6 protein-coding genes are annotated in these 15,482 nt (G+C 69.6%); 1 reads left to right on the forward strand and 5 read right to left on the reverse strand.

The genetic code is table 11. The annotated features are described in order from the left end of the window. Nucleotides 1–4: 4 nt before the first annotated feature. The 4 genes from AB0M08_RS06335 to AB0M08_RS06350 all read right to left on the reverse strand — a co-directional run bounded on the left by AB0M08_RS06335 (nt 5) and on the right by AB0M08_RS06350 (nt 9,760). The gene (locus AB0M08_RS06335; RefSeq protein ID WP_364489348.1) at nt 5–2,377 is read right to left on the reverse strand and encodes a hypothetical protein; all 2,373 of its coding nucleotides are present in this window, start codon (nt 2,375–2,377) and stop codon (nt 5–7) included. Nucleotides 2,378–2,387: 10 nt separating this feature from the next. Next, nucleotides 2,388–4,796 (reverse strand): hypothetical protein, encoded by a 2,409-nt coding sequence (locus tag AB0M08_RS06340; RefSeq protein ID WP_364489351.1) that lies wholly within the window; start codon nt 4,794–4,796, stop codon nt 2,388–2,390. Between the two features lie 151 nt (nt 4,797–4,947). Continuing rightward, a complete protein-coding gene (locus AB0M08_RS06345; RefSeq protein WP_364489354.1) occupies nt 4,948–7,356 on the reverse strand; it encodes a fibronectin type III domain-containing protein in 2,409 nt (802 codons plus the stop codon). 4 nt (nt 7,357–7,360) lie between these two features. Continuing rightward, nucleotides 7,361–9,760 carry a fibronectin type III domain-containing protein gene (locus tag AB0M08_RS06350; protein ID WP_364489357.1) on the reverse strand — a complete coding sequence of 800 codons (2,400 nt, stop codon included), beginning with the start codon at nt 9,758–9,760 and terminating at the stop codon, nt 7,361–7,363. Between the two features lie 183 nt (nt 9,761–9,943). On the opposite strand from AB0M08_RS06350, the gene AB0M08_RS06355 reads away from it, so the two are divergent. Then, nucleotides 9,944–11,119, forward strand: a complete 1,176-nt coding sequence (locus AB0M08_RS06355) for a homogentisate 1,2-dioxygenase (protein WP_364489360.1) — start codon at nt 9,944–9,946, stop codon at nt 11,117–11,119. A gap of 1,191 nt (nt 11,120–12,310) precedes the next feature. Here AB0M08_RS06355 and ileS read toward each other — a convergent pair. Further along, on the reverse strand, nt 12,311–15,454 hold the full coding sequence (gene ileS / locus AB0M08_RS06360; RefSeq protein ID WP_364489363.1) for an isoleucine--tRNA ligase: 3,144 nt from the start codon (nt 15,452–15,454) through the stop codon (nt 12,311–12,313). Nucleotides 15,455–15,482 lie beyond the last annotated feature (28 nt).

The following is a 15,482-nucleotide window of genomic DNA, read 5'->3' on the forward strand; positions in this document are numbered from 1 at the left end:
CTCCCTAGGCCTTCACGGTGACTGTCATGCTGATCCGGCGCGTCGCCCCGTCCGGGTCGACACCGGCCGCCATCAGGCTGTGCTTCTGCCCCAGCGCCAGTTCGCCCGGAATGGTGATCTGCCTGTTCAGGCGTCCCTTGGCGTCGGTGACCACGGTGGCCAGCTGCCGCGCCTTGCCGTAGATCACGATCCGGACCGTCGAGTACGCCGCGAAACCCGAACCGACGAGGGTGACCTTTTGACCGCGTACCGCAGAAGTGATCTTGCCCTTCGGCGTCGTCAGCAACGGCTCGGCGTCGTCCGGCAACGTGCTCGGCAGACCCGGATTCTTGAGCGTGACCGACTTCGACCACTTCGACGGATCGGAGACCGCCCCGCCCTGACCGCGAACGGTCACCGAGTACGTGTACGACTTCCCCGCCGTCCCGCCGATCACACAGTCCGTGTCAGCGGCCGTCGTCGTGCACGAGGCGGGACCCGGGTCCGCCCGGACCGTGTAGCCGGTGACGCCCTCACTCGACGACTTCTTCCAGCTCAACCGCGCCGACGACGCCGCCGCGACCACCATCGGAGCAGGCACCGCCGCAGGCTTCACCGAGGCGCCCGGCACCGTCACCCACGCCGCCTCCGACGCCGGACCCGCACCGACACCGTTGACCCCCCGCACCTTCACCGCATGCTTGCCCGGCTTCACACCCGGGATCGTCGCCGCCATCAGGTCCGCCCACGCACCACCGTCCACCTGGGACTGGTACTTCACGATCGGGGTATCACTGTGCGGCGGCGTGAACACCACCTTCACCCCGTCGGCCGTCACCTGCAGATCAGTGATCTTCGGAGCCTCCGGCAACCGGCCCGGCATCACCGTCTCCGACGCCACCGACGGCGACGAGTTACCGACCGCGTTCACCGCCTGCACCGTGAACGTGTAACCCACCCCGTTCGTCAGGCCGGTGATCACACACGGACTCGACGGGCAGAACGCCGGACCACCCGCGAAGTTCGCGAAGTGACCGGTGATCGCCGACCCGTTGCCCGAACCGTCCCGGAACCGCAGGGTCACCTGACCGTCCCCGGCCACCGCCGACGTGATCGTCGGCGCGTCCGGCACACTCGCCGACGAACCGGACGCGGTGGCCACCACCGGCGCCGACTCGGCCGAGTCGCCCCAGCCGTTCGTCGAGTGCAGGGTGAACGAGGTCGAGGTGCCGCTCACGCCGGTGACGGTGCACGGGCTGGACGGGCAGGACTGCGAGCCGCCGGACCACGTGGCGGTGTGCCCGGTGATCGGATCACCACCGGTGAGGCCCTCGGTGAAGGCGATCGTGGCCTGCCCGGACCCCTGGGTGGCCGTGACGATCGCCGGCGGAGCGGGCACCATCGACCCGCCGACCACGATCGTGCCCGGCCCGGTGCCGGCCACCAGCGGGAGGGGAGCGTCCTCGGTCCCCGCCGAGCTGGTCGAGTCGTCCAGGCTGACCGCCCGGACGTAGCCATCCGTGGAGGCCGCATAGAGCTTGCTGCCGTTCGGGTTGAACGCCGCGCGAACCGTGTCGGAGACGGTCAGGTTCATCGACGCGACGGCCTGCCGGTTCTGGGCGTCGAACTTCCCGAGTCCACCCCCGTAGCCGAGCACGTAGATCCACTTGCCGTCCGGCGAGTAGCCCGCCCAGGCGGCGGAGCTGGTACCGGGCCCGCTCAACGGAGTGAGCAGGGTGTTCGTGGTGGTGTCGAGCCGCTCGACGCTGTTCGATGTCAGAACCGGCGCGAGAACCTCCGACCCGTCCGGCGACATCGTCAGATTGGCGGTCTGGTCCGGCAGGCTCACCGAGGTGATCACCTGGTTGTTGGTCGTGTCGATGACGTAGAACAGGTTGTAGTCGCCGGACACGTAGAGACGGCTGCCGCTCTGGTTGAGCGTCACGCCCCGGCCCACCGAGCCGAGCGGCAACGGGGTCACGGCGTACGGCGACGCGGTCTCGATGATGAGGACGGTCTCGCCGGAGTCGTCCAGGGCGTAGATCTTCGAACCGTCGGGGCTGATCGCCGCGTCGACGATGTCACTGGCGCCGGAGACGGTCATCGGCGATCCCGGGGTGTCGGTCGCCATGTCGAAAGGGAGCATCTGGTCGGCACCGAGCAGATAGGCGGTGGCGCCGTCCGGGTCGAGCACCGCCACGTTGTAGTGCGGCGTTCCGGAGTACGTGGTCACTGGCGAGTTGGCGACCAGGTCCCAGATTCCGAACGAGGAGCTGTTGTCCGCACCGCCCGTCAACAGGTGAAGTCGCACCGGAGGAGTCGGCGAGGCCATCGCACGACCCGGCGTTCCGGCTGTCACGAGGACGGACAGCGCCAGGGTGGCCAGGATTTTCCGCATCGGGTTCTCCCTAGGAGTTCACGGCGAAGGTCATGCTGATCCGGCGGGCCGCACCGTCCGGATCGACGCCGGCCGCCATCACGGTGTGCTTCTGCCCGAGGACCAGCTCGGCCGGGACGGTGATCTGCTTGCTCAGACGGCCCTTGGCGTCGGTGACCACGGTGGCCAGCTGCCGCGCCTTGCCGTAGATCACGATCCGGACCGTCGAGTACGCCGCGAAACCCGAACCGATCAGGGTCAGCTTCTGACCACGTACCGCAGAAGTGATCTTGCCCTTCGGCGTCGTCAGCAACGGCTCGGCATCGCCCGGCAGTTTGCTCGGCAGACCCGGCGACTTCAAGGTGACCGACTTCGACCACGCCGACGGATCCGAGACCGAACCGCCTCCACCGTTGACCGTCACCGCATACCGGTACGACGTCCCCGCCGTCCCGCCGATCACACAGTCCGTGTCATCGGCCGTCGTCGTGCACGAGGCCGGACCCGGGTTCGCCCGGACCGTGTAGCCGGTGACGCCCTCACTCGACGACTTCTTCCAGCTCAACCGCGCCGACGACGCCGCCGCGACCACCATCGGAGCAGGCACCGCGTCCGGCTTCGTCGAAGTGCCCGGCACCGTCACCCACGCCGTCCCCGACGCCGGACCCGCACCGACACCGTTGACCGCCCGCACCTTCACCGCATGCTTACCCGGCTTCACACCCGGGATCGTCGCCGCCATCAGGTCCGCCCACGCACCACTGTCCACCTGGGACTGGTATTTCACGATCGGGGTGTCACTGTGTGGCGGCGTGAACGACACCTTCACCCCGTCCGAGGTCGCCTGAAGACCGGTGATCTTCGGAGCCTCCGGCAGCCGGCCCGGCGTCACCGTCTCCGACGCCACCGACGGCGACGAGTTACCGACCGCGTTCACCGCCTGCACCGTGAACGTGTAACCCGTCCCGTTGGTCAAGCCACTGATCACACACGGACTCGCGGCACAGAACGCCGGACCACCGGAGAAGTTCGCGAGATGGCCCGTGATCGGCGAACCGTTGCCCGAACCGTCCCGGAACCGCAGGGTCACCTGACCGTCCCCGGCCACCGCCGACGTGATCGTCGGCGCGTCCGGCACACTCGCCGACGAACTACCCGGGATCGTCTCCTGGAGCCCACCGGACGGCTGGGACGGGCCGAACGAGTTGGTCGACGTCATCGTGAAGGTCTGCTGGCCCACCGGTACCCCGGTGATCGTGCAGGGGTTGCCGGTGCACGCCTGTGAACCGCCGGACCAGCTCACCGTGTGCGCGGTGATCGCGTCGTTGCCGTCGTGGCCGTCCAGGTACTGCACCGAGACCTGGCCCGGTCCCGGGAAGAGACCGATGATGGTGGGCGGGGCCGGTTCCGTCGAGCCGCCCACCGCGATGTTCCGCCCGGACACGCCCGCCGAGAGTGGCGTGGTGCTCCCGAGAGTGCCGACCGAGTTGACGGTGTCGTCCAGATCGATCGCGTGGACGACCTCGGTGTTCTCCGGGACCAGGTAGAGCTTGGTGCCGTTCGGGTTGAACGCCGCGTGGAACGTGCCGGTGAGGTGTGTGTCCAGCGACGAGATGAGCGCGCCGCCGGTCGCCTCGAACTTCCAGACCATCCCGTTCTGACCGACCACGAAGATCCACTTGCCGTTCGGCGAGTAGCCGGCCCAGTTCGGCAGGCCACCGGTCGACGTGGTCAGCGAGCCGATCGGGGAGATTCCGGTCGAGAAGTCGAACAGGAGGACCATGTCCGCGGCCGGAATCGGCACCATGGTCCGGGATCCGTTCGAGGACCGCGTCACCTCACCGACGGGACCCGGCATCTGCACGGCACTGCCGACCTGCGCGCCGGAGGTGCTGTCGAACTTGAAGACGTAGTCGTTGGTGTCGATCACATAGAGGTAGGCGCCGTCTTGGCTGAGCGAGACGCCCCTGGTCACGTCGGCGAGCGTGAAGAGCTGGCTGACGGTATACGTCGAGGTGTCGATGGTGTAGACGGCGTCGTTCGCGTCGTCCACGGCGTAGATCGTCTGGCCGTCCGGACTGATGATCGAGGAGACGATGTTGCTGGTCCCGGTGAGGGGGGTGTCCTGCCCGACGGTGTACGTGTCGTTGTGGAAGACCATCAGGTTCTCCGGACCCATCAGGTACACCTGATTACTGGTCGGCGAGAAGAGGGCCTCGTTGTACGCGGGCGGGTTGCTGAAGATCCCCGTGATCGTCGACGTGGGGTAGTACACCGTGAATCGGCCGGGGGTCGAGCCGCCGCCCACGTACCAGTTCTCCGGCGTGACGGTCGCCGGGTGGACCGCGGGTGCGGCGACGGCCGTCCCGGGGACGCCGGTCGATACCGTGACCAGCAGCGCCAGTACACCGGCGCTCTTGCGCATCCGCCCGATCCGCATCGGATCCTCCTGTGGCCGCGAAGGGTTACGGCCACGACGCTATGTGATGAAATTGCCTGACAAACCGGCTTTTCACATCTGCGGCCAACCCCGTCAAACCTCGCGTACCACGCCTCCCAGCGGACCCGGCAACACCCTCGCCGCCGGGTCTTCAGCGCTTGACGGTGAACGTCATGCTCAGCCGCCGGGTGCGGCCGGACGCGTCGACGCCGGCGGCCAGCAGGCTGTGCTTCTGGGCCGTGGCGAGGCTGTTCGGGAGGGTGACCTGCCTGGTCAGCTTCCCCTTGGCGTCGGTGACGACGGTGGCGAGCACCTTCGCCTTGCCGTAGACCGCGATCCGGACCGTCGAGTACGCGGCGAAACCGGAACCCGTCAACGTCAGCTTCTGACCGCGTACGGCGGAAGTGATCTTGCCTTTCGTGGTGGTCAGCGTGGCCTTCGCGTCGCCGGGCAGCTTGCCGGGCACCGCCGGGGCGGTCGGGGTGACCGCCTTCGACGCCGAGGACGCGCCGACCGAGGCGCCGAGCACCGCCACCGTGACGGTGTAGGAGGTGCCCGCGGTCGCGCCGAGCACGCAGTCGGTGTCGTCGGGATCGGTCGTGGTGCAGGTCGCGGGGCCGGGCTTCGCGGTGACGGTGTAGCCGGTGACGCCGGTGACCGCCGGCTTCGTCCAGCGGACGGCCAGCGAGGAGACCCCGGCGACGACGGTCGGCGCGGCCATCGCGGGCGCCCCGGTCCGGACGGTGACGGCCGTCGCGGCCGGGCCCGGTCCGGCGGCGTTGACCGCGCGGACCGACACCCGGTACTCGGTGGACGGTGTCAGGCCGGTGATCACCCGGTCCTTGGCCAGCGCCGCCCAGTGCGCGCCGCCGTCGGTGCTCGCCTGGTAACCGGTGATCGTGCCGGCCGGCTCACCGAAGCTCAGCGTGATCGTGGTCGCGGTGGGCGTACCGGCGAGACCGGTGGGCGCGGCCGGCAAGGTGGCCGCCTTGACCGGGGTGACCACCGCGGTCGCCGCGGACGCGGGTGAGGTCCCCGCCGAGTTGGCGGCCCGGAGGGTGAAGGTGTAGCCGGTGCCGTTGGTCAGCCCGGTGATCACGCAGGGGCTGGGCGGGCACGCGGCCGTCTGCGCCGGGCCGCCCGCCGTCCAGGCCGCCGTCCGCGTGGTGATCGCGGCGCCGTTGGTCTTCCCGTCCTGGAAGACCAGGGTGACCTGGCCGTCCCCGGGCGTCGCCGCGGTGATGACCGGTGCGTCCGGGGCGGTCGCCGCCGGCGTGGTGGTGCTGGACGCGGTGACCGGCGCCGACTCGATCGAGTCGCCCGCCTGGTTGGTCGCGTGCACGGTGAAGGTGTACGAGGTGGCGGTCAGCCCGGTGATCGCGCAGGGGCTCGACGGGCAGCTCTGGGTGCCGCCGGTCCACGAGACGGTGTGGTCGACGATCTCGTAGCCGCCGTCGGCGCCGTCGGTGAACGCGACCGTGGCCTGGCCCGCCGTGCCCAGCACGGCGGCCGTGATGGACGGCGGGGCGGGCGCCATCACGCCGCCGACGGCCAGGTCGAAGGTGGCCGACGAGGCGCCGGGCAGCGGGTCCTCCGCGACCCCGAGGACCTGGCCGACCGCGCCGACCAGGTCGATCGGGATCAGCTGCTCGGTGGCCATCGACACCAGGTAGAGCTTGGTGCCGTTCGGGTTGAGCGCGGCGCGGTAGACGTCGCCGTAGCCGGTGTCCAGGGACGCCTCCAGCGCGAGGGTCCCGGCGCTGTACCGCCACACCTTCCCGGTCTGGCCGGTCACGAAGGTCCACTTACCGTCCGGCGAGTACAGCGTGCTGGTGGGCGAGCCGGACACGGGCACGGTGATCGGGGCCGTAACGGCGTCCGTGCTGGTGTTGATCGAGTACACCCTGTCGCTCGCCGCCACCGGGGCCAGGACCCGGCTGCCGTCCGGGGAGAGGGTGAGATCCCAGACGGCGTCGTCGAAGGTGAGCGGGGAGGTACCGGCCTGCGTTCCGGTGCTGGTGTTGAGGATGTAGACCTTGTGATCCGCCCCGGACACGTAGAGCCGGCTACCGTCCCGGTTGAGCGCCAGTCCGAACCAGGCCGAACCCACCGGGTACGCCGTGACGTCGTACGGGGAAAGGGTGTCGATCTTGTAGATCACGCTGTTGTTCTTGTCGGCGGCGTAGAGCCAGCGGCCGTCGGGGCTGATCACCGCCGCATAGATCGCCGGCGGGTCGGTGGCGCCGAGCGGGATGGTGTTCGTGATGCTCGCCGCGACCGGGTCGTAGACCTCGACCTGCCCGGTGCCGCCGCTGCCGATCAGGTAGACCACCGACTCGTCCGGGGCGAGCACCGACGTGTAGCGCCCGGTGCCGTCCCCGTCCAGCTCGGTCCGGGAGTTGTCCGCGAGGTTCACGATCGGGAACGGCCCGTTCTCGGCCCAGCTGCCCACGTAACCGGTCGGCGGCAGCAGCGGCGGATCGTCGTGACCCGGCGCCGCCAGGGCCGCACCCGGCGATCCCAGGATCAGCGCCGCCATCCCCGTCACGATCTTCCACATCGGATCAACCCTTCGCCGTGAACGTCATGCTGATCCGCCGCGCCACGCCGTCCGGATCGACGCCCGCAGCCATCAGCGTGTGCTTCTGGTTCAGGGTCAACTCGTCCGGCACGACGATCTGCCGGGTCAGCCGTCCCTGCGCGTCGGTGACCGAGGTGGCGAGCAGGCGCGCCTTGCCATAGATCACCACGCGGACCGTCGACCAGGGCGCGAACCCGGTGCCGACGAGCGTCATCCGCTGCCCGCGAAGAGCGGAGGCGACCTTCCCCTTGGTGGTGGTCAGCACCGGCTGAGCGTCGGCGGGCAGCCGACTCGGCAGTCCCGGGGTCGCGGGCGTGACCTGATTCGACGGCTTCGACGGATCAGAGATCGCACCCCCCTTTCCCCGTACGGTGACCGTGAAGGTGTACGCGGTGCCCGCCGTCCCCCCGATCACGCAGTCGGTGTCCACCGCCGTGGTACTGCACCAGGCCGGCCCGGGGTTCGCCCGCACCGTGTACCCGGTGATCCCGGCCCCGTCCGCCCGGTTCCAGCGCACGGTCGACGAGGAGGTCCGGGCGGTCGCGACCGGCGCGCCCACGGCCGCGAGCCGGGTGACCACGGCGACCGGCGTGGCTGCGGGCCCGGCCCCCTCGGTACCGACGGCCCGGACGGTGACCCGGTAGGCGGTCCCCGGGGTGAGCCCGGTGACCTCGTGGTTCGCCAGCTGCGCCCAGTGCTCGCCGCCGTCGACGCTCACCTCGTAGCCGGTGACCGGGACGGTGCCGGACGGCTCGGTGAACGAGACCCGGACGGAGGTCGTACCCGGGATCGCGGCCAGCCGGAGCGGCACGCCGGGCAGGACGGGCGCCTTCCGGGGCGTCACCACCGCGGAGGGCTCCGACTCGGCGGAGTTGCCCACCGCGTTCATCGCCTGCACCGTGAACGTGTAGCCGGTCCCGTTGACCAGACCGGTGATCACACACGGACTCGACGGACACGACACCGGGCCGCCCGCGAAGTTCGCCATGTGCCCGGTGATCCACGACCCGTTGGCCGCGCCGTCCCGGAACCGCAGCGTCGCCTGCCCGTCCCCCGGCACCGCCGCAGTGATCGTCGGCGGGTCGGGGACCGCGCCCAGGCTCACCGTGCGGGACGCGGACTCGGGCGAGTCGCCCACCGCGTTCGTCGCATGCAGCGTGAACGTGTACGACCGGTTCGACAGGCCGGTCACCACACAGGGGCTCGTCGCGGGACAGGCCTGCGATCCGCCCGGCCAGCTCACGGTGTGCCCGGTGATCGCCCGGCCGTTGGCGAGGCCGTCGGTGAAGCTGAGGGTGACCTGCCCGCTGCCGGGGACGGCGTTCGTGATCGTCGGCGCGGCGGGCGCTGCCGCCACGCTGACGGTGATGTTCTTCCAGCTGCTGCCCGCGACGGGGATGCCCGCGCCCACGGTGCCGAGGACCGAGCCGCTCCCCGTGGTCAGGTCGATCGGGACGATGGTGCTGCCGCTGCCCGGCAGGTAGATCGCCGTACCTCGCGGGTCGATCGCCGCACGGAAGACATTGTTGACTCCCGCCGCGGTCACCGAGGCCTCCAGCGCGTAGGTCGAGGCGTTGTGCTCCCAGACCTCACCCGCGTTGCCGACCGTGTAGACGTGCCCGCCGTCCGGCGAGAATAGGACCCGCCGCGGAGACGCACCGCTGGGCAGGGTGAAGAGGGTGGTCAGCGCGTACGTGGTGGTATTGATCGAGACCACCACGTCCCCGGTGAGCGCGGCCAGGATGCGGGTGCGGTCGGGCGTCAGGCTGATCCCGTACGACGAGCTGGTGCCGAGACTCACCGGCGAGGACGGCACCTGCTGCATGGTGGTGGTGTCGTAGATCTCGATCTCGTTGGTTGAGTTGCTGGAGACGTAGAGCCGGTTCCGGTCGTCGTCGAGCATCAGCGTGCACGGGTAGGCGACGACCGGATAGGAGGTCACGGCGTAGGGCGCGACAGTGTCGATCTTATAGACGGCGCCCTGTATGTAGTCCGCACCGTAGAGCCAGCGGCCGTCGTCACTGATGTCGCCCTCCGCGAGCCACTGACCGCCGGGAACGGTGATGGTGTCGACGACGGTATTGGTGGTCCGGTCGAGGACCTCGACCTCGTCACCGCCCATCAGATAGGCAAGGGACGACACCGGCGAGAGCACGACGGCGCCGCCCTCGGGGCTGCTGCCCCCCGGCGTCACCGTCTGGGTCACCGAGGTGTCGAGGTCGACCACCGAGAAGTTGTTGGAGCTGTAGTTCGCCACGTAGACCGTGGGCGGCGTAGCGGGGATCAGGAGCGCCGCCGTGCCGGATCGCCGGGGCACCGCCGCGGCCACACCGGGTGATCCGGCGATCGTCCAGATCGCCGCGATCAGGACCGCAACGCTCATCTGCCGGAGCCCAGCCCGCATCGGATCCCCCTGATTCCGCAGTGTGTATCAGCAGGTCAGAACAGTATTGGAGGAAAAGGCGGTACCGACCTTCTTTGACGATCACGGCGGGCCGCCCTTGCCCGGTGTGCTATCCGTACGTAAGTTCAGACTTAACGCCCGTTCAGGTCTGGAGGGATTCGGATGGCCTACTACCGGCAGGTGGGGAGCATCCCGCCGAAGCGGCACACCCAGCACCGCAAGCCCGACGGGGGCCTCTACGCCGAGGAGCTGATGGGCGAGGAGGGGTTCTCCTCGGACTCGTCGCTGCTCTACCACCGGGGGATCCCGTCGGCGATCCGGGACGCGCGCCCCTGGGAGCTGCCCGACCAGTCGCTGACCCCGAACACGCCGCTGCTCCCCCGGCACCTCAAGCTGCACGACCTGGAGTTCAAGGAGGCCGACCCGGTCACCGGACGCCGCCTGGTGCTCGGCAACGCCGACGTGCGCATCACCTACACCGTCGCGGTGAACCCGTCGCCGTACTATCGCAACGCGATCGGTGACGAGTGCGTCTTCGTCGAGCGCGGCACCGCCACGGTGGAGACGGTCTTCGGCGCCCTCGACGTCGGACCGGGCGACTACGTGATCATTCCGCGGACGACGACACACCGCTGGGTGCCCACTTCTTCAGATCAAGAGCCGCTCCGGACGTACGCCGTGGAGGCGAGCTCGCACATCGCCCCGCCGCCGCGGTACCTCAGCAGGTACGGGCAGTTCCTGGAGCACGCGCCGTACTGCGAGCGGGATCTGCGCACACCGGACTCGCCGATGCTGGCCGAGGGGACGGACGTCGAGGTCTACGTGCGGCACCGGGCCGGCGGCTCGATCCACGTGGTCCCGTCGCACCCGTTCGACGTGGTCGGCTGGGACGGGTGCCTCTATCCGTACGCCTTCAACGTCGCCGACTTCGAGCCGATCACCGGCCGCGTCCACCAGCCGCCGCCGGTGCACCAGGTCTTCGCCGGCCACAACTTCGTGATCTGCAACTTCGTCCCGCGCAAGGTCGACTACCACCCACTGGCGATCCCGGTGCCGTACTACCACTCCAACGTCGACTCCGACGAGGTGATGTTCTACGTCGACGGCGACTACGAGGCGCGCAAGGGGTCAGGGATCGGCAAGGGCTCGATCTCCCTGCATCCGGGCGGGCACTCCCACGGGCCGCAGCCAGGTGCGGTCGAACGCTCCCTCGGCGCCGAGTCCTTCGACGAGCTGGCCGTCATGGTCGACACGTTCCGCCCCCTGGACCTCGGCGAGGCCGCCCTGGCAACGGACGACCGCCGCTACGCCTGGTCCTGGTCCCGCCCGCTCTCCTAGCCCGTCAAGATCCAAACCGAGTTGCGATCATGGACTCTCGTACGGGTCGGGGCGGTCCGGCTTCACGAACATGGCTTGCGGGGGGCTGCGGCGGGAATCCACCGTCGCAGTCTGCGTCCTTCCGGCGCCCCTCTGACGGCTGCGCACGCACACGATCACGGATCGCGCACGCCTACCGCCCCCACTTCCGGTTGATCGTGTGCACCCACCGCCCGGCCGGCGCCGCCCGTGCACACCCACCGCCCGGCCCGCACTGCCCGTGCACACCCACCGCCCGGCCCGCACTGCCCGTGCACACCCACCGCCCGGCCCGCACCGCCCGTGCACACCCACCGCCCGGCCCGCACCGCCCGTGTGGAGTTCCGGGTCGCTGCCGGACATCACCGCTACGAATACTGGCGTCAGTGCCACTTCCTCAACTTCGCAACATTGCCGTACAGCGAAGCGGAAAATCCGCCGATGCAGGATCTGCGGCTGCTGGAATTGGCACACCGATGATGTGGCGAGAACGGGATCCGGTGGAATGATGAACGGGACGGGATAGCCCGGTTTCCGCGCCGAATGACAACGGAAACCGGGCATCCATCCCCCTCAGGAAAGTCGAAGGAAATCCCGGCCGAGACTTCGGGAAGAGTTCAGGAATTCAGCACACGACGGCGGCCGCGCCCCGGGAGACACTTGGTCTCTACCGTGAGGGGTCTCTACCGGGAGGAAGGCACCCGAGCGGAGGGCACCGGGGAAGGAGGCACCAAGGAAGGAGGCAGCAGGGCGGGAGGCAGCAGGGCGGGAGGCAGCAGGACGGGAGGCAGCAGGACGGGAGGCAGCAGGGCGGGAGGCAGCAGGGCGGGAGGCAGCAGGGCGGGAGGCGTCCACGAAAGTGGCGCAAGCAGAGCGCCCACACAGAAGCGGCGTAGATAAAGCAACGGCGACTGCTGTCGCGGCGAAAATGTGACGGCGCGCTCAGAACCGAATGCAGATGCTTTGGGCATTACGGGGATCCTTTTCGGTAATCACCGCGAGGATTTCCCGGGTGATCCATGAGGTGCGCGCCGAAAAGGGTCACTCTCCGGCGGCGCATCACCAACATACGACATCAGGGAGCGGGAATGTCATGCCCAACGAAGAATAAGCTGTTAACGAATTAACAGGCGGTTCCGACCCGGCGGGAATCGGGCCGGAACCACCCGCGGGTCAGGCCTTGCGGAGCCAGAACGTCAGGCCGATGGAGTCGTCGGTGAAGGGCTGAGCGTCGGGCCAGTCCGCGGGCTCGGCGGCGTAATCCGTGGCCAGCACCTCATCGGCGACCAGCGCGGCGTGCTCGGTCAGGGCCAGCGCCGTCTCGTCGGACGACGACGAAGGCGAGGACGAGGCGGGCGAGGACGAGGTCAGGTAACGCAGGACGATGCGGTCCGAGACGTCCAGGCCGCTGGTCTTGCGGGCTTCCTGGATCTGGCGGATGGCGTCGCGGGCCAGGCCGGCACGGCGCAGTTCCGGGGTCAGGTGCAGGTCGAGGGCGACCGTGGCGCCGGCGTCCGAGGCGACCGCCCAGCCCTCCTGCGGGGTCTCGGTGATGACGACCTCGTCGGGGACCAGCGTGATCTCCTCGCCGTCGACCGTGATGACCGCGGTACCCGTCGAGCGGAGCGCGTCCTTCAGGGCGGCGGCGTCGGCGACGGCGATCGCCTTGGCGACCTGCTGGACCGCTTTGCCGAAGCGCTTGCCGAGCGTACGGAAATTGGCCTTCGCCGTGGTGTCGACAAAGGAGCCGGCCACCGGGCCGACGGTGCCCACGTTGAGCTCGGCGGAGATCTCGGCGAGCAGGTCGGCCGAGAGGTCGGCGCCGCCCGAGACGAGCGCGCGGGAGAGCGGCTGGCGGACCTTCATGCCGGACTCGGCGCGGGCGGCGCGGCCCAGCTCGACCAGGCGGCGGGTGGTCGCCATCTGGGCCGAGAGACCGGGAGCGATCAGTGCCGGGTCGGCCACCGGGAACGCCGCGAGATGCACCGACTCGGGCGCGGCCGGGTCGACGGCGACGACCAGGTCCTGCCAGACACGCTCGGTGAGGAAGGGGGTGATCGGGGCGAGCAGCAGCGTGACCGTGCGCAGCGCCTCGTGCAGGGTGGCCAGCGCGGCCGGGTCGCCACGCCAGAAGCGGCGGCGGCTGCGGCGGACGTACCAGTTGGAGAGGTCGTCGACGAACGCGGCGAGCAGCTTGCCGGTCTCGTGGGTGTCGAACGCGGCCAGTGCGGCGTCGACCTTGGTGACGAGCTCGTTCAGCTCGGAGAGGACCCAGCGGTCGAGGACCGGGCGGTCGGCGGGTGCCGGGTCCGCGGCGGACGGGGACCAGCCGGCGGTACGGCCGTAGAGCGCCTGGAACGCGACCGTGTTCCAGTACGTCAGGAGGGTCTTGCGGACCACCTCCTGCAGCGTGGTGTGCCCGACCCGGCGCGCCGACCACGGGGAGCCGACGGCGGCCATGAACCAGCGGACCGCGTCGGCGCCATGCGTGTCGAGCAGCGGGATCGGCTCCAGGATGTTGCCGAGGTGCTTGGACATCTTGCGACCGTCCTCGGCGAGGATGTGACCGAGACAGACCACGTTCTCGTACGGGCTGCGGTCGAAGACCAGCGTGCCGACGGCCATCAGCGTGTAGAACCAGCCACGGGTCTGGTCGATCGCCTCGGAGATGAACTGGGCCGGGAAGCGGCTCTCGAAGAGTTCCCTGTTCTGGTACGGGTACCCGAACTGGGCGAACGGCATCGCCCCGGAGTCGTACCAGGCGTCGATGACCTCGGGGACGCGCACCGACGCCGAGCCGCACGCCGGGCAGTCGAAGGTGATCTCGTCGATGAACGGCCGGTGCGGGTCCAGATCCGACAAATCCCTATTTGTCAGCGCACCCAGCTCGGCCCGCGACCCGATGCACGTCAGGTGCCCGTCGGCACAGCGCCAGATCGGCAGCGGCGTACCCCAGTACCGGTTCCGGGAGAGCGCCCAGTCCACGTTGTTGGTGAGCCAGTCGCCGTACCGGCCGTGCTTGACCGTCTCCGGCTGCCAGTTGGTCTTCTCGTTCTCGCGCAGCAGCTCGTCACGGACCGCGGTGGTCCGGACGTACCAGGAGGGCTGGGCGTAATAGATCAGCGCGGTGTGGCAGCGCCAGCAGTGCGGGTACTGGTGTTCGTAGTCCTCGTGCTTGAAGAGCAGCCCGGCCTCGCGCAGCGCCGCGACCAGCACCGGGTTGGCGTCCCGGAAGAACTTCCCCCCGACCAGCGGCACGGTCACCGCGAAGGTGCCGTCCCGCTCCACCGGGTTCACCATCGGCAGCCCGTACGCCCGGCAGCTGGTCAGGTCGTCCGCGCCGAACGCCGGCGACTGATGGACCAGACCGGTACCGCTCTCCGTGGTGACATACCCGGCCAGGATCACGATGTGTGCGTCCGGCACCTCGACCAGGTCGAAGGGCGGCGTGTACGTCCACCGCTCCAGCTCCTTGCCGGTGAACGACTCGCCGGTCGCGGTCCAGCCCTCGCCGAGCGCGGCGCCCAGCAGCGGCTCGGCGACCAGCACCTGCTCGGTGCCGTCGGTGGCGACCACGTAGGTGACCGACGGGTTGACCGCGACCGCGGTGTTCGAGACGAGGGTCCACGGGGTGGTCGTCCAGACCAGCAGCGACACCCGCCCGGCGAGCGGTCCCGAGGTGAGCGGGAACCGGACGTAGACCGCCGGGTCGACGTCGGTCTCGTACCCCTGGTCCAGTTCGTGGTCGGAGAGCGTGGTCTGGTCCCGCGGGCACCACGGTGCCACCCGGAAGTCCTCGACCAGCAGGCCCTTGCCGAAGATCTGCTTCAGCGACCACCAGACCGAGTCCACGTACGACGGATCCATGGTCCGGTACGCGTCGTCCATGTCGACCCAGTAGCCCATCCGGTGGGTGAGCTCGGCGAACGCGTCGGTGTGCCGGGTGACCGACTCGCGGCACTTGGCGTTGAACGCGGCGATCCCGTACGCCTCGATGTCCTGCTTGCCGCTGAAGCCGAGCTCCTTCTCGACGGCGAGCTCGACCGGCAGGCCGTGGCAGTCCCAGCCGGCCTTGCGGGCGACGTGGTAGCCCTTCATCGTCCGGTAACGCGGGAAGACGTCCTTGAAGACCCGGGCCTCGATGTGGTGGGCGCCGGGCATGCCGTTCGCGGTCGGCGGGCCCTCGTAGAAGACCCACTCGGGGCGGCCCTCGGACTGCTCCAGGCTGCGCTCGAAAATCCGGCCGGACTGCCAGAAGCGCAGGATCTCGTGGTCGAGCGCGGGCAGGTCGACCTGCGCGGGCACTGGGCGGTACATCGGGGAATCCTCCGGGGAACGACGTGCG

Origin of the sequence: Actinoplanes sp. NPDC051851, from assembly GCF_040681165.1 — a bacterium.
GTDB lineage: Bacteria > Actinomycetota > Actinomycetes > Mycobacteriales > Micromonosporaceae > Actinoplanes.